Origin of the sequence: Solitalea longa (assembly GCF_002920915.1) — a bacterium.
Lineage (GTDB): Bacteria > Bacteroidota > Bacteroidia > Sphingobacteriales > Sphingobacteriaceae > Solitalea > Solitalea longa.
The window spans coordinates 116,756-139,284 of sequence record NZ_PQVF01000010.1; the positions used below are offsets into that span (position 1 = coordinate 116,756).

At 39.2% G+C, this 22,529-nt stretch carries 18 protein-coding genes; all 18 read left to right on the top strand.

What is annotated here, in order from left to right; genetic code table 11:
- The first annotated feature begins 229 nt into the window (after positions 1-229).
- The 18 genes from C3K47_RS14645 to C3K47_RS14730 all read left to right on the top strand — a co-directional run bounded on the left by C3K47_RS14645 (position 230) and on the right by C3K47_RS14730 (position 22,496).
- Positions 230-3,361: a SusC/RagA family TonB-linked outer membrane protein gene (locus C3K47_RS14645; protein WP_103789903.1), complete on the top strand. Its 3,132-nt coding sequence runs from the start codon at positions 230-232 to the stop codon at positions 3,359-3,361.
- Between the two features lie 10 nt (positions 3,362-3,371).
- A complete protein-coding gene (locus C3K47_RS14650; RefSeq protein ID WP_103789952.1) occupies positions 3,372-4,829 on the top strand; it encodes a SusD/RagB family nutrient-binding outer membrane lipoprotein in 1,458 nt (485 codons plus the stop codon).
- A 10-nt stretch (positions 4,830-4,839) separates the two neighbouring features.
- Positions 4,840-5,277 (top strand): hypothetical protein, encoded by a 438-nt coding sequence (locus C3K47_RS14655; RefSeq protein WP_133159394.1) that lies wholly within the window; start codon positions 4,840-4,842, stop codon positions 5,275-5,277.
- Between the two features lie 129 nt (positions 5,278-5,406).
- Positions 5,407-6,387: a deoxyhypusine synthase family protein gene (locus C3K47_RS14660; RefSeq protein ID WP_103789905.1), complete on the top strand. Its 981-nt coding sequence runs from the start codon at positions 5,407-5,409 to the stop codon at positions 6,385-6,387.
- A 246-nt stretch (positions 6,388-6,633) separates the two neighbouring features.
- Positions 6,634-7,992 carry a c-type cytochrome gene (locus tag C3K47_RS14665; RefSeq protein ID WP_103789906.1) on the top strand — a complete coding sequence of 453 codons (1,359 nt, stop codon included), beginning with the start codon at positions 6,634-6,636 and terminating at the stop codon, positions 7,990-7,992.
- Between the two features lie 25 nt (positions 7,993-8,017).
- Positions 8,018-11,161: a TAT-variant-translocated molybdopterin oxidoreductase gene (locus C3K47_RS14670; RefSeq protein ID WP_103789907.1), complete on the top strand. Its 3,144-nt coding sequence runs from the start codon at positions 8,018-8,020 to the stop codon at positions 11,159-11,161.
- A gap of 26 nt (positions 11,162-11,187) precedes the next feature.
- Positions 11,188-12,645 (top strand): NrfD/PsrC family molybdoenzyme membrane anchor subunit, encoded by a 1,458-nt coding sequence (gene nrfD / locus C3K47_RS14675; RefSeq protein WP_103789908.1) that lies wholly within the window; start codon positions 11,188-11,190, stop codon positions 12,643-12,645.
- Positions 12,635-13,150 (top strand): DUF3341 domain-containing protein, encoded by a 516-nt coding sequence (locus C3K47_RS14680; RefSeq protein WP_103789909.1) that lies wholly within the window; start codon positions 12,635-12,637, stop codon positions 13,148-13,150. Before nrfD ends, C3K47_RS14680 begins: the two co-directional genes overlap by 11 nt.
- 27 nt (positions 13,151-13,177) lie before the next feature.
- Complete coding sequence (locus C3K47_RS14685) at positions 13,178-13,726, top strand: c-type cytochrome (RefSeq protein WP_243392560.1); 549 nt, start codon at positions 13,178-13,180, stop codon at positions 13,724-13,726.
- A 25-nt stretch (positions 13,727-13,751) separates the two neighbouring features.
- Positions 13,752-14,966, top strand: coding sequence for a quinol:cytochrome C oxidoreductase (locus C3K47_RS14690; RefSeq protein ID WP_103789911.1), 1,215 nt, complete (start codon positions 13,752-13,754; stop codon positions 14,964-14,966).
- Between the two features lie 15 nt (positions 14,967-14,981).
- Positions 14,982-16,202 (top strand): cytochrome c oxidase subunit II, encoded by a 1,221-nt coding sequence (locus tag C3K47_RS14695; RefSeq protein ID WP_103789912.1) that lies wholly within the window; start codon positions 14,982-14,984, stop codon positions 16,200-16,202.
- 23 nt (positions 16,203-16,225) lie between these two features.
- The gene (locus C3K47_RS14700; protein WP_207765310.1) at positions 16,226-18,142 is read left to right on the top strand and encodes a cytochrome c oxidase subunit I; all 1,917 of its coding nucleotides are present in this window, start codon (positions 16,226-16,228) and stop codon (positions 18,140-18,142) included.
- Between the two features lie 61 nt (positions 18,143-18,203).
- On the top strand, positions 18,204-19,283 hold the full coding sequence (locus C3K47_RS14705) for a COX15/CtaA family protein (protein ID WP_103789913.1): 1,080 nt from the start codon (positions 18,204-18,206) through the stop codon (positions 19,281-19,283).
- A 5-nt stretch (positions 19,284-19,288) separates the two neighbouring features.
- On the top strand, positions 19,289-20,194 hold the full coding sequence (cyoE, locus tag C3K47_RS14710) for a heme o synthase (RefSeq protein ID WP_103789914.1): 906 nt from the start codon (positions 19,289-19,291) through the stop codon (positions 20,192-20,194).
- 3 nt (positions 20,195-20,197) lie between these two features.
- Positions 20,198-20,773, top strand: coding sequence for a cytochrome c oxidase subunit 3 (locus C3K47_RS14715; RefSeq protein WP_103789915.1), 576 nt, complete (start codon positions 20,198-20,200; stop codon positions 20,771-20,773).
- 10 nt (positions 20,774-20,783) lie between these two features.
- Positions 20,784-21,470 (top strand): cytochrome c oxidase subunit 3, encoded by a 687-nt coding sequence (locus C3K47_RS14720; RefSeq protein ID WP_103789916.1) that lies wholly within the window; start codon positions 20,784-20,786, stop codon positions 21,468-21,470.
- A 28-nt stretch (positions 21,471-21,498) separates the two neighbouring features.
- Complete coding sequence (locus C3K47_RS14725) at positions 21,499-21,846, top strand: cytochrome C oxidase subunit IV family protein (protein ID WP_103789917.1); 348 nt, start codon at positions 21,499-21,501, stop codon at positions 21,844-21,846.
- 2 nt (positions 21,847-21,848) lie between these two features.
- Positions 21,849-22,496: a hypothetical protein gene (locus C3K47_RS14730; protein ID WP_103789918.1), complete on the top strand. Its 648-nt coding sequence runs from the start codon at positions 21,849-21,851 to the stop codon at positions 22,494-22,496.
- Positions 22,497-22,529 lie beyond the last annotated feature (33 nt).

A 22,529-nucleotide genomic window follows, 5' to 3' on the forward strand; every position in this document is an offset into this window, starting at 1 on the left:
TTAAAAATATTAGGCTTATTTTAAATTGCAGCTGAATGTCTAAATCGATTTGCTAAATTGTTACTTATAGTAATGTATTTGTAATAATAAGTTAATGATATCTTCTTGAAATTAAAAAAAAGTCAATGGAATAATCATATGCATACATTGTAATCAAAAAAATACCAATTGTTTGCTTCTCTTTATAAAACTGTTACTTTGGTGCAACAAAATCATAAAATGAAAGTATATGAAAGAGAAGTTTACAAAATTTTTAGTACTCCTTTTTTCGCTGGCAACGCTCACCACGTATGCGCAGCAGAAAAAGATTACGGGTACAGTAACATCGAAAGCAGATGGAACGCCACTTCCAGCAGTAACAGTGACCGTTAAGGGATCATCTTTAGGAACGCAAACGGATGGAGACGGAAAGTTTTCTATTTCAGTGCCTGAAAATGCAACTTTATCGTTTTCTTACATTGGATTTAAAGCAAAAGAAGTGAGCGTTGGTGCATCACAAACTATCAACGTTAGTTTAGACGCTGACGAAAGGTTACTGAATGAGGTAGTTGTTACGGCTTTGGGTATTCAACGTGATGCAAAAGCTTTGGGATATTCTGCCCCTCAACTTAAAGGTGAAGAACTTACCAAGTCCAGAGAGGCTAACGTAATTAACTCACTAGCAGGTAAGGTTGCAGGTGTAAGAGTCAGTTCTCAATCAGGTACCCTAGGTGGTTCTTCTAAAATTATTATCCGTGGTGAATCAGGTTTAGGTGGAAGTAGTCAACCGTTATTTGTAATTGATGGGATGCCTATTGATAATGGGGCTCAACAAATTTCCACAGTGGCTGGTGCGGTTCCTCAAGGAAGTGCTGGAGCTGACTTCGGGAACAGGGTAGGTGATATTAACCCTGAAGATATAGAAACCATGACTGTGTTGAAAGGTGCAGCTGCAACAGCGCTATATGGCGCTCGTGCTAAGAGTGGTGCTATTGTTATCTCTACCAAAAAGGGAGTAAAAGGAAATGCAAGCGTTACTTTTAATTCCTCTGTTCGTATGGATGATATTCTTAAAATGCCTGAGTTCCAAAATGAGTATGCTCAAGGTGTACAAGGAACTTATAATATCGCAAGTACAAATGGCTGGGGACCTAAAATTTCTGATGTTCAGGATAAAACCTTTCCTAACTTTTTAGCACAAGACGTACATTTAAAAGCGTATGATAATAACATCAAAGATTTCTTCCAAACCGGTAAAACCTATATCAATTCACTCGCATTTTCTGGTGGAAATGAGACAGGGGATTATCGATTTAGTTATGCAAATATTAGTCAGACAGGTATTATTCCCAATCAAAAATATAGTAAAAACAATATTACCTTAAATGCTGGTAAAACCATTGGGAAAGACTTTAATATTCGTACCATACTTAATTATGCAAACTCTGGAGGGGATGGTCGTCCGGTTCAAAGTTCAAATAACCCGAACGTAATTATGCCATTGATTTATGGTGTTCCTCGGACAGTTGATATGGAGTTATTGCGTAATAATTCAATCAACCCTGAAACAGGGCAGCAAATTACTTTAACACCGGCAAGAAATGGTAACAATCCATTCTGGGTTATTGACAACAATAATTTTTCAAATGATTTAAATCGTTTTTATGGTAATGCCATTTTGAGTTACAAGATTTTAAACTGGCTTACCGTAGCTAACAACTTAGGTTTAGATTATTATAATGAATTTCGTCAAGGAAACACCAGAAACGGAACAATTGGTGCTTTAACCGGGAATTTCTTCACCGCGAACATTTTTAACAGATCATTTAATAATGACTTTATTGCTACTGCAGATACTAAGATAACCAATGATCTAAGTTTAAAGGTAATTGGTGGTGCTAACGTATTTGAAAATTATTACCAACGTAATCAGTCAGATGCACAAACATTGACAGTAGATCAATTGTATAATTTTTCTAATGCTGCCACTGTTACCACTACTAATACTTCAAACAAATGGAGAATGGTAGGTTTGTATGGTGATATTGGTTTGTCATACAAAGATTACTTGTTTTTAAACGTTACAGGTAGAAATGACTGGAGTTCTACTTTGCCAGCAGAGAATAGATCCTATTTTTACCCTTCGGTAAGTAGCAGTTTTGTCTTTACTGAATTAATGCCGTCTAATAAATGGCTGAATTATGGTAAGCTAAGAGCAAGCTGGGCAAATGTAGGTAGTGGAACGGATCCATATCAATTGGCATTTGTTTATGGCCCTCAATCAACTGCATTTGCGCAGTATGGATATGGTTCACAATTCCCTTTCAATGGCTTATTAGCCTTCTCTATTCCTAGTGTAATTCCAAACTTTAACTTAAAACCTCAAAATCAAATAACAACGGAGATTGGTGCTGATTTAAGATTTTTGAATAATCGGGTTAAATTAGATGTTACCTACTACAATTCAAAAACCGACGATCAGATCATTGCTTTAACCCTTCCACAATCCACCGGATTTACTTCCAAAAAGATGAATGCAGGGTCAGTTACTAATAAAGGATTTGAGGTGGCTTTAGGTTTAGTTCCGGTTAAAACCAATAGGTTTGATTGGAATTTTGATCTAAACTTTTCTCAGAACAAACAAACTACCCAATTGCCATCTGAAGTAACTGCATACACTTTGCAAAGTGGCTGGAGTGGTTTAATTGTTAAAACTCGTTCTAATGAGTCGTTTGGTATCTTCGGTTCTGCATGGGAAAGAGATCCAAATGGAAACATTGTAATAGACCCAGCAACAGGTTTACGCAAAACTAAACTTGATCAACGTTTAGGAAGTATTAATCCTGACTGGATGTTAGGTATCAATAACTCAATCAACTTCAAATCATTTAATCTGTCTTTCCTTATTGATGTCAGACAAGGTGGAGTTGTTTACTCAAACACTGCATCTTCATTAAGAACTTCAGGTTTAGCCAAAGAAACGCTTGCTAATAGAGGAAACATCTTTATTGATAAAGGAGTGGTTTTACAAGGCACTGAATATGTTCCTAATACAGTACCTGTTCAAAGTATGCAAGATTTTTGGGGTCAGTTCTCTACTACTAATACTGAAGCGAATATCTTCGACGCCTCTTATGTTAAGTTGAGAGAAGTGAAATTCTCTTATAAAATTCCTTCAAGTATTCTTGGAAAGTCTGCGAAATTTATGAAAGAGCTGGAAATTGGTGTGGAAGGCCGTAATCTTTGGATTATTAGTGATCATGTTCCTCATGTTGATCCTGAAGTTAACTTTTTTGGGCCAGGAAGCGCAGCAGATGGTATAGAATTTAACTCAGCGCCATCAACAAGATCATTTGGCTTTAATCTGCGTGTTAAAATTTAATTGTAAAGTAATGAAAAAAAGACTTATATATGCTTTTTGTGGTGTTTTAACATGTGCTATAACACTTCAATCCTGTGAGAAATTTCTGGATATAAATAAAAATCCTAATGCGGCTGAAAATGTAGATCCTAAACTCTTATTTTCTTATGCAAGTACTTCATATATTAATTTAAGATCGAGTGGAGACTTGTATATTCCTATGGCTTTAGGTGGTCAGTCAATTACAACAGGTGGAAACAATCCTACCGGTTGGGGTATTCCAAGTGAGGAGCAATACCAGTTTTCTACCTTTAGTTATGGTAACACCTGGAGAGCTTATTATACTTCTGTTGGAGCAAATTTAAAGCAAGCTATTTCATTGGCAGAAAGCGCTACTCCTAAAAACAATAATGCAGCGGCTCAATGTAAGGTTTTGCTAGCCTTGGTTGTTTATGAAGCTACAACAGTTTATGGTGATGTGCCTTTTACGGAAGCCTGGAATACGGGTATATCTTATCCTAAATTTGATGCTCAGCAAACGGTTTTAAACGGATCAATTGCATTAATTGATGAGGCTCTTGCTCAATTTGACGACGCCAGCGCATTGAAGATTTCAGACTATGACATGTTCTTTAAAGGCGATCTTGCCAAATGGAAACGTTTAGCAAAATCTGTGAAATTGAGAACCTTAATGACTATGGTTGACAAAGATCCTACAAAAGCGACGCAAATTGGTCAGATGGTAACTGAAGGAGGATTGGTTTCTTCTGCTGCAGATAACTTTAAAGTGGGATATCAGGCAGTAACAGGTAAAAAGAACCCTAAGTTTGCTATCAATGAACAATATAATGGCGGCAGAAACTTTTTCTTTGGATCTAAGTATGTGGTTGATTTTATGAGAAATCTAAGTGACCCTCGTCTTCCTAAATTCTTTACAAAACCTGTTGAAGCAACTGATTATTTCGGCATCGAACCCGGAGCTGATGGTGACGATAAACATGATGTTCGTATTTCAAATACCCTTCAAGCTGCTGATGCCCCTGAGGTAATTTTTACTTATCAGGAAGAATTATTTTATGAAGCGGAGATATATACCAGGGGTCTTGGTGTTGGTGCAGATTTAACAAAAGCTTCCACTTTATACAAAAAGGCTGTTGAAGAATCATGTAAGTTCAATGGGGTTGATGGAACAACAGCTTCAACTTTTGCTAATGGATTGCCTAATTTATCAACGGTTCCTGCACCAATGGCATTAATTAATATGCACCATTGGGTAGATAAAATGGATAGAGGCTTAGATGCCTTTACACAATGGAGAAGATCAGGTCCAGAAGGTCAGGAAATTCCAAACTTAAGCCTTCCTATTGGGGCACCTGCTGGTAAATTGTTTAGAAGGTATGAGTATCCTACTACAAACGAAATATCAAGCAATCCAAATGCTCCTAAAGAGCTAGTTAAGTATAATGAAAAAATGTGGTTTGATTTATAAGACAACAGGAATGAAAAAATTATTAATACTATTGACGGCTTTGTCAGCACTATCCTTACAAGCTTGTGAGAAAGATTCTCCGGGTGATAATTATGACTTTAGTACCAGTATCCCTCCTTATATAACTATTCAAAGTTTAAAAGATCAGGTTGTAAAACAAGGGGCTTCAGCTACAGTCAACTTACAAATGAGAACGAGCTTACAGCAAGAGGTTACAGCAACCTATAAATTAACAGGAGCAATAAATCTTGATAACCAAACGACTGTTGTAGAACGAGATAAAACTACTGGTTTAATTACGGTGGCTATTCCGGCTAATATGGCAGTAGGCTCTGAGGTTGTAGTAACTTTAGTGAAAGCTATTACCAAAGATGGAATGTCGATGACAATTGGACAAGATAATAATCCGGATAAACAGAAAGTAACAATAAAGGTTGCTCCTATGTAACTAATTATTGATAAAAAGGTAACTTGTGGAGGCTGTCACTAAAGTGGCAGCCTTTTTTATTTGCCTCTTTTTTCAACTCTTCGAATAACACCTTATTTATCCTACCTTTGCCCCCAAAAATTTTACAGCATGGAAAAGAAACGTAATACTATTTCATCATTTATGGAAAAGTACTACCTGCATTTCAACGCTGCGGCGATGGTTGATGCGGCAAAGGCTTATGAAAAACACCTGGAAGAAGGTGGTAAAATGATGATCACCTTGGCTGGTGCGATGAGTACAGCTGAAATGGGTAAGATTTTGGCCGAAATGATTCGTCAGGGTAAAGTGGATATCATTTCTTGTACAGGTGCAAATCTTGAAGAGGATATTATGAACCTTGTAGCACATAATAGCTACAAACGCGTTCCTAACTACCGTGATCTTAGTCCTCAGGAAGAATGGGATTTGTTGGAAAACGGCTTTAACCGTGTAACCGATACTTGTATTCCGGAAGAAGAAGCCTTCCGTCGTTTACAAAAACATATTCATTATCAGTGGAAAACTGCTCAGGATAATGGCGAGCGTTATCTTCCACATGAGTTCATGTATAAAATGTTATTGTCGGGTGATTTGGAACAATACTATGAAATTGATCCGAAAGACAGCTGGATGGTGGCGGCGGCTGAAGCTAATTTGCCAATCATTTGTCCGGGATGGGAAGACTCTACTATGGGTAATATTTTCGCCTCCTATTGTATTAAAGGTGAACTGAACCCTTCTACTATGAAATCAGGTATTGAGTACATGACTTATTTATCTGATTGGTACATCAAAAACTCAGGAGGCAAAGGTGTTGGCTTCTTCCAAATCGGAGGCGGTATTGCCGGCGATTTCCCAATTTGTGTAGTTCCAATGTTATATCAGGATATGGAAATGGAAACCATTCCTTTCTGGAGTTATTTCTGTCAAATTTCTGATTCTACCACCAGTTACGGTTCTTATTCAGGCGCTGTTCCGAATGAAAAAATTACGTGGGGTAAACTAGACATTCACACACCGAAGTTTATCATTGAGTCGGATGCCACAATTGTAGCGCCGCTCATTTTTGCGTGGCTTTTAGACATGTAATCCTCTTTTAACAAATTATAAATAGCTGCCTAGTGCAGCTATTTTGTTGATTAGTAGTTAGTTAATATTTTTAGCTAATTACTTATTTAGAACAGTTATAAATTGTTAAAATGTGTCATATCATTGTCATAGACACAGTTTTATATCTATTTTTGTGCGCTAAATGTTAAAGGGTGTAACCTGTTTAGGGCATGTGCTAACATTTTGAATATAAGTTCGTAATATTTTAGTAGAATTACATAGAGCATGAGTAAGAACTCGAACGTTTTTTTGAAAACTTGTCTTAAGAAAGGTGTATTAATTCTCACGATCGCCTTTTTGAGCGTTGCGCAAGCCTTTGCGGCCGACCCTAAAGAAGGGGAGACGCTCTTTAAAGCCAACTGTACAGCATGTCACGCCGTAGGTAAACGCGTTACCGGTCCTGATTTGAAAAATGTAGATCAGCGTCATGATGAGGCTTGGTTAGTGAAATGGGTACATGATTCACAAGCAATGGTTAAAGGAGGTGATGCTGCCGCCGTTAAAGTTTTTGGTGAATTTAGTCAGCAAGTAATGCCGTCTTTCGCCAACCTAAGTGAAGATAATGTAAAATCGATCCTTGCCTATATTAAGCAAGAAGGCGAAGCATTAGATAAAAAAGCAGCTGCTGCACCAGCTGGTGGTGCCACCGCTGCAGATAGTGGAACAAGCTCTTATACTATTTTTGGCTTGTTAGGCTTAGTAGTGGTATTGTTCCTGGTAATTGTGGTATTGAACCGCGTTATCAAAACATTAGAACAATTAGTTCTTACTAGAAAAGCAGAAGGAAGCATTTCTGAAACAGAAGAAGAAGAGGAAGCTGTTCCTTCTAAATTTGTTCAAACAATTAAGATCCTTGCTTCAAATAAAAAGGTAATTGCCTTATCAATTGTAGCAGTTTTAGTTGTAGGCTCTGCTTGGTCGTGGAAAGAAATGTGGGAGGTAGGAGTAACTCAGAATTACCAACCTGCTCAACCAATTAAATTCTCACACAAAGTTCACGCTGGGGTAAACCAAATCAATTGTCAATACTGTCACTCTGGTGCATGGAAAAGTAAAAACGCAAGCATTCCTTCAGCGAATGTTTGTATGAACTGCCACAACCAGATCAACGAGTATAAAGGTGAAGCATTAGTTGACGCCGATGGCGAGAAAATTGATGGTACCGCCGAAATCCAAAAAATCTACCAAGCTTTAGACTACGATCCGGCTACTCAAAAATATGGAACTAGCCAACGTCCAATTGAGTGGGTTCGTATCCACAACCTTCCAGACTTTGCTTATTTCAATCACTCACAACACGTAAAAGTTGCAGAAGAGTCGATTCGTGCTGCTAAAGGTCTGAAAGCTGAAGATCCAGTTTGTTATGCTTGCCACGGTGAGGTAGCTAAAATGGATGAAGTATATCAGGCGTCACAGTTAACCATGCAATGGTGTGTTGATTGTCACCGTAGTACCGAAATGAAACATGCTCCTAAAAACCACTACTATGATGGTATGGTTGAACTTCATGAGAAAATCAAGAAGGGCGAAAAGGTTACCGTTGCTCAAATGGGTGGCCTTGAGTGTGCAAAATGTCATTATTAATTTTTAAAAGACTCTTACGATTATAATGGATAGCAATAACAAAACATACTGGAAAGGTTTAGAGGAGTTGAATCCAACTCCTGAGTTTGAAGCTTTACAGAAAAGAGAATTTGCTGAAGACTTACCAATTGAAGAGATCCTGTCAGGCAAGGCAAACGATAGTTCTGTAATGCCTCGCCGCGATTTCTTGAAATCACTTGGTTTTGGCGTTGGGGCAGTAGCGTTAGCTGCTTGTAATAAAACTCCGGTTAACAAAGCGATTCCTTACCTGATCAAGCCTGAGGAGATTACTCCGGGTATCCCTAACTATTATACCGGCGTTTCAAAAGACGGTTATGGTATTTTAGTGAAAACCCGTGAAGGTCGTCCTATTAAGATTGAAGGAAATCCTAGCTGTCCTATTGCTCAGGGCGGTGTGGATGCAGCCGGACATGCTTCGGTGATCGATCTTTATGATTCTACTAAATTACAATCTCCTTTATTAAAAGGTGCCGCTTCTTCATGGGAAGATGTGGATGCCTTTGTGAAAGAGGAGTTAACTAAGGTGAACGCCAGCGGTAAAAAGATTGTTCTTTTAACCGATTCAATCAACAGCCCATCTACAAATGCGGCGATTGCTGACTTCATCAAAGCATACCCAACTGCAGTACAAGTTACTTATGATGCAGTTTCTTACTCTGGTATTATCAATGCCAACAAAAACAGTTTTGATAAAGCCGTAGTTCCTAGCTACAAATTCGACAATGCTGAGTTGATCGTAAGTTTTGGTGCCGATTTCTTAGGTACCTGGATCTCTCCAGTTGAATTTGCTGCTCAATACGCTTCAAAACGTAATGCTAGGCATTTAAAAGAAACTAAATCAATGTCACGTCACATTCAGTTCGAAACTGAAATGTCATTGACAGGTTCTAATGCTGATGTTCGTATTCCTGTACGTCCATCACAATCTGGTTTAGCGCTTATCGGTTTATATAATAGTGTTGCAAAATTAGCAGGAGCACAAACGTTCAGCGTTGAAACTCCAGAGTTTGCAGGTAATATTATTGCCAAAACAGCTAAAGAACTTTGGGAGAAAAAAGGTAAATCATTAGTTGTTGCAGGTTCTAACGATGTTTCTGTTCAGATCTTGGTTAATGCAATCAATGCTTTATTAACTAACTACGGTTCTACTATCGATTTAGATAATGCTAGTCAACAATACAAAGGCAACGATGCTGAAGTGGTTGAGCTGGTAAATGAGATGAATCGTGGTACTGTAGGTGCATTGATCGTTTACGGTGTTAACCCTTCATATTCATATCCTAAAGCTGCTGAGTTTACTGCTGCATTGAAAAAGGTAGCTGTTAAGATCTCTTTCGCTGAGCGTGAAGATGAAACTTCTAAAGAATTTGAAGTAATTGCTCCTGATCACCATAGTTTAGAAGCTTGGACTGATGCAGAGCCTCGTAAAGGAGTGTTCTTAATTGGTCAGCCTACTATCAACCCAATTTATGATACCCGTGCGGCTCAAAAGAGCTTATTAGTATGGGCTAACAATCCGGTTGAGTATTTGGACTATGTTAAAAATGTTTGGAATACCACCATCTTCCCTCAGGTAGGTGCAGGTATTTTCCAGGATCAGTGGGATAACTTACTTCGCCAGGGTGTTGTTAAAACTGCTGGTGTAGCTGCTCAGTCATACACATTCGCTAAAGATTTAGGAACGGTAGTATCAACCATTACTAACAACAGTAAAGCTGCTGCTGGTAAAGTTGAATTAACCGTATTTAAACATACAAACGTAGGTGATGGTCGTAATGCAAACAATCCGTTGTTGCAAGAGCTTCCTGATCCGGTTTCAAAAGTTACCTGGGATAACTACGTAGCCATTTCTGAGAAATTTGCTAAAGAACAAGGCATTGCTGAGTTTGATGTAGTGAAGGTTGAAGGTAATGGTTATTCAGTTGAGTTACCGGTAATCTTACAACCAGGTCAGGCTTACGGTACTGTTTCAATTGCATTAGGTTACGGTCGTACTGCTGCCGGTAAAGCTGGTAACGAAGTGGGTAAAAACGTTTATCCATTTGTAAGCATCATCAACGGTAGCTTGCAAAACTTCAATGCTGTTTCTATCAACAAAACAGGTGATTCTATTGAGTTGGCAAGAACCCAAACTCACCACTCAATTGAAGGCCGTGATATTATACGTGAAACCACTGTTTCTGCTTACGCTAATGATCCATCAGCTGGCAGCCATGGTCACCATGACTTAGCTGAGATTTCAGAGAAGGATGAAAAAGATCAGGCAAAACGTGATAAATACGGTAACCTTAAATTATTGAACCTGTGGGAAGACAAAGAGAAAAAAGGTCACCACTGGGGAATGGCTATTGATTTAAATGCTTGTACAGGTTGTGGTTCTTGTATTGTGAGCTGTAACATCGAAAATAACGTTGCTGTTGTAGGTCGTGATGAGGTTCGTCGTCGTCGTGAAATGCACTGGTTACGTATCGATCGTTACTATGCTAAAGTAGAAGAAGGTACTGAAGGTTTCATGGGTCATGACAGCAAAGAAGAGGCGGTTGAAGTAATTCACCAGCCAATGCTTTGTCAGCACTGTGACCATGCACCTTGCGAAACCGTTTGTCCGGTATTAGCAACTATGCACTCTTCAGAAGGCTTGAACCAAATGGCTTATAACCGTTGTTTCGGTACTCGTTACTGTGCAAACAACTGTCCATACAAAGTGCGTCGTTTCAACTGGTTCAACTATGCTGATAACGATAAGTTTGATTACTACATGAACAACCCAATGGGTAAACTGGTATTGAATCCGGATGTTGTGGTTCGTTCACGTGGTGTGATGGAGAAATGTTCATTCTGTGTTCAACGTATCCAGGCTGGTAAACTGAAAGCAAAAATGGAAAACCGTCCGTTGAAAGATGGTGATGTTAAAACTGCTTGTCAGCAATCATGTCCTGCAAATGCCATCATTTTCGGTGATATCAATGATCCGGAAAGTGAAGTGTCGAAATTACTTCATAACGAGCGTACTTACTATGTATTAGAATCGATTGGTGTTCAGCCAGGTATCGGTTACTTAACTGCTGTTCGTAACAAAGAAAAAGTTGTTGCAGAACACGGGCATGGTGGTCACAATCACGAGGCTAAAGCGGAGAGTCATTCATAATTATAAGTTTCTAAACTCAAGATATTATGCACGAGTCAATTATTAGAAAACCTTTGGTAACTGGTACGCCTGATATGCATACCGTTACTGAGGATGTTTGCCGCCCGCTTGAGAATACCCCAAGCAAGGCATGGTGGATAGGATTTACCCTGGCATTTGCAGGGTTTGTCCTTTGGTTGGTAAGTTTTGGTTACACTGCCTGGGTTGGATTAGGCGCATGGGGCTTAAACAAAACTGTAGGATGGGCGTGGGATATCACCAACTTCGTTTGGTGGGTAGGTATCGGTCACGCTGGAACGCTAATTTCGGCGGTATTGTTATTGTTCCGTCAGAGCTGGCGTAACTCTATCAACCGTTCGGCAGAAGCGATGACGATCTTTGCGGTAATTTGTGCGGCAACGTACATCTTAGCTCACATGGGTCGTCCATGGTTAGCTTATTGGGCATTTCCACTTCCTAACCAATTCGGTTCTTTATGGGTTAACTTTAACTCACCACTTATTTGGGACGTATTTGCGATCTCAACTTACTTCTCAGTTTCATGTTTATTCTGGTTTGTAGGTTTATTACCTGACATCGCTACTGTACGTGACCGCGCAACTGGTGTTCGTAAACAGGTATATTCAGCATTAAGCTTAGGATGGACCTCATCTGCACGCAGCTGGATCCGTTTCGAATCGATCTCATTGATCCTTTCAGGTATTTCAACGCCACTGGTACTTTCGGTACACACCATCGTATCATTCGACTTTGCAACATCGGTAATTCCTGGTTGGCACACTACTATCTTCCCTCCATACTTCGTTGCTGGTGCGATCTTCTCAGGTTTTGCCATGGTACAAACCTTATTGTTGGTTGCCCGCGTAGTATTGAAATTAGAAAACTACATTACCCTTTATCACATCGAATTGATGAACATCATCATCTTGGTAACAGGTTCAATTGTAGGTGTGGCTTACTTAACAGAGTTATTTATTGCCTGGTACTCAGGTGTTGAATACGAACAATATGCATTCTTAAACCGTGTGTCAGGTCCTTATTGGTGGGCATACTGGATCATGATGACCTGTAACGTAATCTCTCCACAGTTAATGTGGTTCAAAAAATTACGCACCAGCTTGGTATTTACATTCATCATTTCAATTGTTGTAAATATTGGTATGTGGTTCGAGCGTTTCGTAATTATCGTAACCTCATTGCACCGCGATTACCTTCCATCATCATGGGCAATGTTTACTCCTACAGTTGTTGACGTAGGTTTATACGTTGGTTCAATTGGTTTATTCTTCACCTTGTTCTTATTGTTCATTCGTTTCTTGCCTTCTGTAGCAATGGCAGAGGTGAAACTTTTGTTGAAACACTCTAGTGAAGAAGCAAAAATTAAAGCAAGAAAACACGAACATGCTGCACATCACCCGGTTCAGGGCGATGTAGTAATTGCTACTACAGCAACATTAAAGAAAGGAGAGTCAAATGAAGAATAAGAAATTCGCCATCGGTTTATTCGACGATGAGGATATCCTGAAATCAGGTATCACTTCAATTCAAAATAAAGGACAAGAAATTTACGACGTATATACTCCTTATCCAGTTCACGGATTAGAGAATGTATTCCTTGTACCTCGCTCTCGCCTGCCAATTGCAGCTTTCTGTTTTGGTTGTCTGGGCTTATCATTAGCGTTTTTAATGATGTGGTACATGATCACTTATGATTGGCCAATGGATATTGGTGGTAAACCAAATTTCCCGGTAGTGAGTTTTATTCCGGTATGTTTTGAGTGGACAGTATTGTTTGCTTCTTTCGGAATGGGCTTCACCTTCTTCATGGCAAACCGTTTAATTCCGTTTTCTACTCCTAGAATTATGGATGAGCGTGCTACTGACGACCGTTTTGTAGTAGCTATTGAAGTAAATGAAAACAATGAGTCGAGTGTAGCTGATTTGATCAGACAATCAGGTGCAGTAGAGGTTAAATACAAAACTTTTTAAGGGCCAATGATTATGTTTATAAATAAAATGAGAGGCGTTTTAGTAATGGGTTTAGCCGCTGCAGTTGTTTTAACATCTTGCTCAAAGGTTAAACGTGACCCGGGATTGGAGTATGCGCCACAGATGTACCGTCCGATCGCTTATAACCCGGATCAAAAGAATTCTGTATTTGCCGATGGCAAAACAGCTCAAACTCCGGTTGAGGGTACAATTCCAACAAACTACGAAGTATTTCATTATCCTCATACTCCGGAAGGATATGAAGCAGCAGGCCTTGAATTAAAAAGCCCGCTTGCACATACAAATGAGAATTTAGAAGAAGGTAAACGTTTGTTCCTGAATATGTGTTCACACTGTCATGGTAAAACAGGTATGGCTGATGGTAACGTTGTGGCAAAGGCAGGTTTCCCTGCTCCTCCGGCTTACAATTCGGCTTTACTTAAAAATTTGCCTGAAGGTAAAATGTTCTACTCAATTACTTATGGTAAAGGAGCAATGGGTTCTCATGCTTCACAGCTAAGTAAAGAAGAGCGTTGGAAAATTATTCAATACGTTCAATATCTTCAACAACAATAATTTTTGGACTTTAAATTAAAATTCAATGCAACTAGATACTTCAAAACAATTTGAGTTTTCAGGAAAAGCCAAAACTTATAGTCTTATAGCCATTGTTATTGGTGTGGTGTGTATTGCTGCCGGCTTTATAATTGGAGATCCTCACCGTACCTGGGCTAACCTATTGGTTTGTGCTTATTACATGACCTGTTTAAGCTTTGCGGGAATGATGTTCTTAGCCATTCAGTATGTGGCTAATGCAGGTTGGGCTACCAGCATTCTTCGTATCCCTAGTGCTTTTACTACCGTAATTCCTTTCGCGGGTGTTATTTTATTCGCTGTAATTTTTGGTGGTTTATCAACACATAATCTTTATGAGCACTGGAATGCTCCAGGCCTTACTGATCCTAATAGCCCTAATTATGATCCGTTAATTGATGGTAAATCAGCTTGGTTAAATGTGCCTTTCTTTGTAACGCGTACTGCTCTTTACGTAATCGTTTGGGGATTGTTTGCTTACATGTTAAGAAAATTAACCCTGAAAGAAGACCTTGAAGGCGGAATGGAAAGCTATAACAAAAGCATTAAGTTCAGCGCAATCTTCTGTGTGATCTTCGGTTTTACTTTCCCATTATTCGCGTTCGATACCATGATGTCTGTTGAGGCTCATTGGTTCTCAACGATGTTCGGATGGTGGAACTTAGCGGCTCTTTGGGTGACTGGTCTTTCGGCTATCGCTTTAACAGCTATCCTTTTAAAAGAAAGTGGTCATTTGCCATGGTTCAATACCAGCCAATTGCATGACTTAGGTAAGTTGATGTTCGGATTCACTATTTTCTGGACTTATACCTGGGTTGGTCAGTTCTTATTGATTTGGTACGCAAACATTCCAGAGGAGTTAACATACTTTGTTAATCGTTGGGAACCTGAATATAAATTCTTATTCTGGTTAGATATCGTTATCTGTTTCTTAGTGCCATTCTTATTATTGATGACAAGTGATAACAAGCGTAACTTTAAGAGAATGAAGTTAGCAGCTATTATCATCTTAGTAGGTCACTGGTTAGATTACTATGTGATGGTAATGCCAGGTACAGTACATGGACACAGAGGCTTTAGCTATTATGAGTTCGGTACCCTGATTGGCTTTGCCGGTTTATTCGCCTTCTTAATGTTAAAAGGTTTAAGCAGAGCTCCTCTTGCTCCAAAAAACCACCCGTATTTCGAAGAAAGTACTCACCATCATATTCCAAATATCTAAGCGTTATAATTTAATATGTCGATACTTAAAAAAATTTCCTTATTTGCTTCTGCCGCTATCGCTACATTGTACACCAATGTAGCAATGGCGCAGACTGCAACTGCAGAGGCAGGTGCTGACGCAGCTAAGGCTGCTGCCCGCACTGAAATGTGGCTTACCGTTGCATTCTACATTTTAATGTTCGTAGCTGCAGGCTTTATTTTAGGAGTTGTTGGTCGTGCTTTAAAAGTTTACGAACTAACGGCTTCTGCTACCAAAAAGAAAGGTCTTAACTGGAACTCCATTAATGCTTCCATCATTTTGGTAATTGGTTTCTTAGGACTTTACGGTGCTTTCTGGGAATTGAATGCTCATGGAGGTTGGCTCTTACCTGATCCTGCTTCTAAACATGGGGTTCAAACCGATAATTTATTGCATGTAACTTTTTACATCACCTTTACCGTATTTGTTTTAACACACTGTGTATTGTTTACTTATTTATTCCTATACAGAGGTCGTAAAAACAAAAGAGCTTACTACTATCCTCACAATGATAATCTGGAGAAAATCTGGACGATGGTTCCGGCGGTAGTGTTGAGTATCCTTGTTTTCTTCGGATGGAAAACCTGGACCAGCATTATGTACCCTGGTGACTTAAAAGACGCTATCAAAGTTGAAGCAGTAGCTGAGCAGTTTAAATGGACCGTTCGTTATGCTGGTAAAGATAACTTGCTTGGTCCACGTAACTATCGTTTAATTGGCGGCGACAATGTGTTAGGTGTTAAATTTGACGATAAAACTTCACATGACGACTTTTTTCCTCAAGAAATTGTATTGCCGGTAAATAAAACAGTTCAGTTCCAGTTTGGCGCTAAAGACGTGATCCACTCGGCTTATATGCCGCATTTCCGCGTGCAAATGAACTGTGTACCAGGTATGAACACTTACTTTACTTTCACTCCAACCATTACTACTAATGAAATGCGTTCGAAAGTAAATGATGCTAAGTTTGATTACCTGTTGTACTGTAATAAAATTTGCGGTGCATCACACTTCAATATGAAGTTTGTGATTAAAGTAGTTAGCGATAAAGAGTATAGAGCTTGGTTAAAAGATCAAACACCTTTCTGGGTGAAGAAAAATGAAAAACCTGCTCCGGCTGAAGCACCTGCTGCTCCAACAGCAGTTCCGGCTGATTCAACAAAAGCTGATTCTACTAAAGCAGCAGATAAAACATTGGCAATTAACATTAAGTAATTAGAGCGAAAAATACTATTAATATGGCTTCTCAAGTTATTTCTCCTGAGGCAGTTCATCATCACGATGTTCATGGCCACGATGCTCACGGGCATCACCATGAATCATTCTTGTCTAAATACGTTTTCAGTATGGACCACAAGATGATTGCCAAGCAGTTCCTGATCACCGGTATCATCATGGGGGTGATCGGTATGATACTGTCGATTCTTTTCCGTATTCAATTAGCATGGCCAGATAAAGAGTTTCCTTTACTAGAAGTAATTTTAGGTAAATGGGGCGAAGGAGGCCGTTTAAATCCGGCATTTTACCTTTCATTGGTAACCATTCACGGTACCATCATGGTATTCTTCGTGTTAACGGCTGGTTTAAGTGGTACCTTCTCTAACTTATTGATCCCTTATCAGGTTGGAGCAAGAGATATGGCTTCTCCATTCATGAACATGCTTTCATACTGGTTCTTCTTCTCGGCCAGCGTGGTAATGATCTGTTCATTCTTCGTTGAAACTGGTCCTGCAGGTCCGGGATGGACTATCTATCCTCCTTTGTCAGCGTTGCCTAAAGCAATGCCTGGTTCAGGAACAGGTATGACAATGTGGTTGATCTCAATGGCAATGTTCATCGCCTCATCTTTATTGGGCGGTATCAACTATATCAGTACCATTTTAAACATGCGTACTAAAGGTATGTCGATGACTCGCATGCCATTAACCATCTGGGGTTTCTTATTAACTGCAATTTTAGGTTTGTTATCATTCCCTGTATTATTTGCAGCTGTTATCCTTTTAATCTTCGACCGTAGTTTCGGTACCAGCTTCTATTTATCTGATATTTATATCGGTGGCGAAGCATTACCAAACAGCGGTGGTAGCCCGATCCTGTTCCAGCACTTGTTCTGGTTCTTAGGTCACCCTGAGGTATACATCATTATTATGCCTGCCTTAGGTATTACTTCGGAAGTTATTTCAACTAATTCACGTAAACCTATCTTCGGTTACCGTGCAATGATTGGTTCTTTCTTAGGTATTTCCTTCCTTTCGTTTATCGTTTGGGGTCACCACATGTTCGTAACCGGTATGAATCCGTTCTTAGGTTCGGTGTTCATGTTTACAACGTTGATCATTGCGGTTCCTTCAGCAGTAAAAACCTTTAACTACTTAGCAACACTTTGGAGAGGTAACATTCAGTTTACCCCAGCCATGATGTTCGCTATTGGTTTGGTTTCATTCTTTATCACTGGTGGTGTAACCGGTTTATGGTTAGGTAACCCTTCAATTGATATTAACTTACACGATACGTATTTCGTAGTAGCTCACTTCCACATCGTAATGGGTTGTTCGGCTATCTTCGGTATGTTGGCTGGTGTTTATCATTGGTATCCAAAAATGTTTGGTAGAATGATGGATAACAAGTTAGGTTATTTACACTTCTACTTAACATTCATTTCAGCGTACCTGGTATTCTTCCCAATGCACTTTATGGGCTTGGATGGCGTTCCTCGTCGTTACTATACCTTTACTGAGTTTGAAATGTTTACCAAATGGATCGCCTTGAATAAATTCATTACGCTTGCAGCTATTTTAGGTGCTGTGGCGCAGGTTTTATTCTTGTATAACTTCTTTGTAAACATCTTTAAAGGTAAACGTGCTCCGCAAAATCCTTGGCACTCAAATACTTTAGAGTGGACTACTCCAGTAGAACATTTCCATGGCAACTGGCCAGGTGAAATTCCTGCAGTTTACCGTTGGCCATATGACTATAGTAAACCAGGTGCTGAAGAGGATTTCATTCCTCAAACAGTTCCATTGTCAGAAACGGTAAGCTCTAATACTCCTCACGATTTCGGTTTCCACGGAGACGAATCACAGTTTGTGCATGAGTATTATCAGCCAAAAAATGTATCGGCTGCAGTAGAGCAAAATGCTCCACAGGCTAATTAAATATTAAAAAATTTGGGTAGCGTAAACATCGGTTGACGCTACCCAAACTTTTATCCTTACAATGCAGAGTAAATCCGAAAGAAAATTCTTATCAGTTTGTGTTACGGCCATAGTGCTCACCTTTTTGGTAATTATTGCCGGCGGGGTGGTAAGAAGTACAGGTTCAGGTATGGGTTGCCCCGACTGGCCTAAATGTTTCGGACATTATATTCCGCCTACAACCATTGATGAATTAACCTTTTCTGAAGGGAAATCCTTTAAGAAAGGTTATATCGTAATTTGGAACGAGGCGCTGTACAAAGCAAAGCAAGATTTTACTACAGGAAAGGATTTCAACCCAAATGATTGGGAGAAATACACCAAGCATGATTATGCAAAGTTTAATGTGTATCATACCTGGACAGAGTATGTAAACAGGCTTACGGGTGTTCTTTTAGGTTTTGGCGCAATTGCAACGGTAATTTTTGCAATTCAGTTTATTAAAACAAACAAGCAGAAAGTCTTTTGGCTAAGTCTTTTTAATTTATTTCTAATTGGATTTCAAGGCTGGCTCGGGGCTAAAGTTGTTGAAAGTAACCTTAAAGCTTATATGGTTACCATTCATATGTTAGTAGCGTTGATTATTTTGGCTCTTTACATAATTATTTATGAAATAGCCAGAGCGAGAAAATTAATGCATACCGACTTTGATGGGGTTAATGTAAAACGAATCAAATGGGCTACCATCGTATTAATGCTGCTTACCGTTGTTCAAATGCTTTTGGGCACACAGGTAAGAGAAGTTATTGATGAGATCTCGGCTGTATTGAATCAAGCAGGTCGTGAGCAATGGGTAAGTAGAGTAGGGTGGCTGTTTTTCTCGCACCGCGAATTAGCCATAGTGGTTTTATTATTAACTGTAATGCTTTTTGTTTGGGGCCGAAAAACAGGTAACGATTTGTTCGCATCGGTGTTTAAATACAATGCAGTATTAGTATTGCTTCAAATTTTAACCGGGGTAGTTTTAGCATGGATGGCATTGCCTCCGGCATTTCAAGCCTTGCACCTTGTTTTTGGCTGTTTATTGTTTGGATTACAGTTTTGGGCTGTATTGTTTTTGTTAAAAATTAAAGCGACAGGTAGTGTTGCTGTTAAAGTATAAGAAAAGTGTTGTTAGAAAAATCAGTTAGGGCCGATATATCAACCGTAATTGCTGCCAAGTATGCCGATTATTCGTCATTGGTAAAAATGCGTTTGAGCTCTCTTGTCGTGTTTACGGCTGCTATTTCGTATCTCTATGCCGACAAAGGGGTGGAGATAATGGATTGGTCAAAGTTTATTTCATTAATAATTGGAGGATTTCTGGTAACAGGATCAGCCAATGGGTTTAACCAGGTTTTGGAACGCAACCTCGACAAATTCATGAAGCGTACACAAAATCGTCCATTACCTTCGGGTCGCATGTCGGTAGTTGAAGCGCTTATAGCGAGTTTGTTAATGGGTATTTCAGGTATTTTAATTCTGGGTTACCAGGTAAATTATCTTACTGCGTTCTTTGGCATATTCTCCTTGCTTTCATATGCGTTTATTTATACGCCTTTGAAACAGGTATCGCGTTTGGCTGTGTTTGTAGGAGCAATTCCGGGAGCAATGCCTCCTTTATTAGGCTACGTTGCCAGTGCTAACCATTTTGGTATGGAGCCAGGTTTATTGTTCGCAGTTCAGTTTGTTTGGCAATTCACGCACTTTTGGGCGATCGCCTGGTTGTTGAACGAAGATTATAATAAAGCCGGATTTTACTTACTACCATCATTATCGGGAACTACTAAAGCAAGTGCTTATTGGATCATGGCTTCATCAATCATCCAGATTCCGGTGAGTGTGCTTTTGTATAGCTTTCACTATGTTGGCGTAATTTATTTGATTTCGGCGATTGTAATGGGTGTTTGGGGACTCTATCCGGCGTACAAGCTGGTTAAGAATTGTGATGCCGTATCGGCCAAGAAAGTGATGCTAACTGGATTCCTGTATATCACGGTAATTCAGGTAATGATGTTAATAGATAAGATTTAAGTTATGCAAGATATAGTGATGAATACAGAAGAAACTAAACTGAACATCCGTCCTATAAAATTTGTAATGTGGCTGTTTATTGTTGCAAGCATTATGTTGTTTGCGGCTTTTACATCAAGCTACATTGTTAGAAGGGCTGAGGGTAACTGGGTGGAATTTGAGTTGCCTAGTTTGTTCATGTTGTCGACAGTGTTAATTATTGCCAGCAGCGCCACCATGCACTGGGCTTATCTTTCAGGTAAGAAGTTGAACTTTGCCAGCCAAAAAATGGCTCTTTGGTTAACAATAGTGCTGGGTATTGCATTTCTTATTTGCCAGCTACTTTCGTGGAAGCAGTTGGTTGCCGAGAGGGTTTATTTTGTCGGAAATCCTTCAGGCTCGTTCTTATATGTAATATCGGGTTTGCACGGAGCACACATAATTGCAGGTATTGCAGTTTTATTAGCGCCGCTAATTGGTGTTTACCGTAATATTGCCCAGGTTAAGAATATGTTAAGATTAGAGCTGGCCTCTATATTCTGGCATTTTCTTGACATTTTATGGATTTATTTATACGTTTTTTTACTTTTGAACCACTAAAATTTAACTAATGAGTACTGTTGCACACTTAGAAGAAGAAGTTAAATCGAGTGCTTGGAGCGGTGGAAAGTCTCCATTCTCGGTTGAGTATGGCAAGCTGATGATGTGGTTTTTCCTCTTGTCAGACGTCTTTACTTTTTCGGCATTATTGATTTTTTACGGCGCAATGCGCTTTAAAAGCCATAGCTGGCCTGATCCTGATGTAGTATTTAGATCGGTTCCGGGAGTTGAGCATGGCGAATATCCATTGGTATTCGTGGGTATTATGACATTCATCCTTATTGCCAGTTCAGTTACCATGGTGTTGGCAGTAGAAGCCGGTCATCGTAACTCTAGAAAAGAAGTTTTAAACTGGATGTTTTGGACTATTTTGGGTGGTATTACGTTCTTAAGTTGTCAGGCTTGGGAGTGGTCTCACCTGATGCACGAAGGAATGACCCTTCACCACAATCCATTCATTAATGCCGACGGTTCTACAGGTGCTGTTCAATTCGGTCAATTATTCTTTGTAATTACCGGGTTCCACGGGTTCCACGTATTTACCGGTGTGGTGATCAATATCGTTATTACCATTAACGTATTATTAGGCACTTATGAGCGTCGTGGTCATTATTTAATGGTTGAAAAAGTTGGTTTGTACTGGCACTTTGTAGACCTTGTTTGGGTATTCGTTTTTACCCTGTTCTATTTAGTTTAATCTGTTAACTTCTGAAATTTTATATAAAATGTCAGCACACGAAACTACTGTATCACACGAACACCACGGAGAGCATGCCTCAATGACTAAATCATTGATCTGGAAAGTGTTCTTTATTTTATTGGGTGTAACCCTTGTTGAGTTCTTTATAGCATTATATGCTTTGCCTCACCATTGGTTTTCACAAGAAATCGCAAACTTTGTTTATATCGCCTTAACCATTGTTAAAGCGGCTTATATCGTGGCTTATTTCATGCACTTAAAGTTCGAGAAAGTCGGGCTTATTATTAGTGTAGTATTGCCAATTGTATTTTTGGTGTATTTTGTGGCCTTAATGATTATAGAAGGTAACTATTTATTATTTGCAATTAAGTAACAATGAATACAAGGATAAGTCTTTCTAAAAAAGCCGTTATCCTGTTTTTCGTGTTTCTTCTTCCGGTTATAACTTATTTCTTGTTAAAATCGGGTCAGAATATGTATAAGCCACTTCCGGTCTATGGACCTAAAGAAGTGGCTTCTACTTTTCATTTAAAGAAGGGAAGAAAAATTCAGGATACCATTTATCACACGATTAGCTATTATCCATCGGCCGATACAGGTAAGATCATAATGGCAAATTTTCTGTTAACCGACGATGCCTTTGGAAATAAGGCCGCTAATGAGCAAACCTGGCGCTTGGTCGACTACTTTAAGAAGAACCCTAAACTTCAATTTGTAACCTACGCAGCCAATAATCAATGGCTGGTGGATAGCAATAAAAACGACAATTGGAAAGTAATTTACGCTCCAATTGATTCATTGGGCAGTATTGCTCAACAACAGTATTTATTGAACGAGGTGAAAATCGACAGTTTAACAAAAAAATATACTGCTTCACGCAGGTTTATTATGCTCGATCAACATCATCGCATTCGGGGTTTTTATAGAATGGAGAACCGTTATAACATTGATACGTTAATGGATGAGGTTAAAGTTTTAACAGTAGAGTTGATCAGAGAAGAAGACGATAAAAAACTTAAGTAAGGATTTAGCTATTAGGATTTAGGATTTAGTTTT

What these genes read in the sequence shown, in the direction of transcription:
- C3K47_RS14720 (WP_103789916.1), top strand. Translation starts at nt 20,784, where the DNA reads ATGAGTACTGTTGCACACTTAGAAGAAGAAGTTAAATCGAGTGCTTGG.
- nrfD (WP_103789908.1), top strand. Translation starts at nt 11,188, where the DNA reads ATGCACGAGTCAATTATTAGAAAACCTTTGGTAACTGGTACGCCTGAT.
- C3K47_RS14670 (WP_103789907.1), top strand. Translation starts at nt 8,018, where the DNA reads ATGGATAGCAATAACAAAACATACTGGAAAGGTTTAGAGGAGTTGAAT.
- C3K47_RS14660 (WP_103789905.1), top strand. Translation starts at nt 5,407, where the DNA reads ATGGAAAAGAAACGTAATACTATTTCATCATTTATGGAAAAGTACTAC.
- C3K47_RS14645 (WP_103789903.1), top strand. Translation starts at nt 230, where the DNA reads ATGAAAGAGAAGTTTACAAAATTTTTAGTACTCCTTTTTTCGCTGGCA.
- C3K47_RS14715 (WP_103789915.1), top strand. Translation starts at nt 20,198, where the DNA reads ATGCAAGATATAGTGATGAATACAGAAGAAACTAAACTGAACATCCGT.
- C3K47_RS14685 (WP_243392560.1), top strand. Translation starts at nt 13,178, where the DNA reads ATGAGAGGCGTTTTAGTAATGGGTTTAGCCGCTGCAGTTGTTTTAACA.
- C3K47_RS14655 (WP_133159394.1), top strand. Translation starts at nt 4,840, where the DNA reads ATGAAAAAATTATTAATACTATTGACGGCTTTGTCAGCACTATCCTTA.
- C3K47_RS14690 (WP_103789911.1), top strand. Translation starts at nt 13,752, where the DNA reads ATGCAACTAGATACTTCAAAACAATTTGAGTTTTCAGGAAAAGCCAAA.
- C3K47_RS14705 (WP_103789913.1), top strand. Translation starts at nt 18,204, where the DNA reads ATGCAGAGTAAATCCGAAAGAAAATTCTTATCAGTTTGTGTTACGGCC.
- C3K47_RS14725 (WP_103789917.1), top strand. Translation starts at nt 21,499, where the DNA reads ATGTCAGCACACGAAACTACTGTATCACACGAACACCACGGAGAGCAT.
- C3K47_RS14700 (WP_207765310.1), top strand. Translation starts at nt 16,226, where the DNA reads ATGGCTTCTCAAGTTATTTCTCCTGAGGCAGTTCATCATCACGATGTT.
- C3K47_RS14650 (WP_103789952.1), top strand. Translation starts at nt 3,372, where the DNA reads ATGAAAAAAAGACTTATATATGCTTTTTGTGGTGTTTTAACATGTGCT.
- C3K47_RS14680 (WP_103789909.1), top strand. Translation starts at nt 12,635, where the DNA reads ATGAAGAATAAGAAATTCGCCATCGGTTTATTCGACGATGAGGATATC.
- C3K47_RS14665 (WP_103789906.1), top strand. Translation starts at nt 6,634, where the DNA reads ATGAGTAAGAACTCGAACGTTTTTTTGAAAACTTGTCTTAAGAAAGGT.
- C3K47_RS14730 (WP_103789918.1), top strand. Translation starts at nt 21,849, where the DNA reads ATGAATACAAGGATAAGTCTTTCTAAAAAAGCCGTTATCCTGTTTTTC.
- C3K47_RS14695 (WP_103789912.1), top strand. Translation starts at nt 14,982, where the DNA reads ATGTCGATACTTAAAAAAATTTCCTTATTTGCTTCTGCCGCTATCGCT.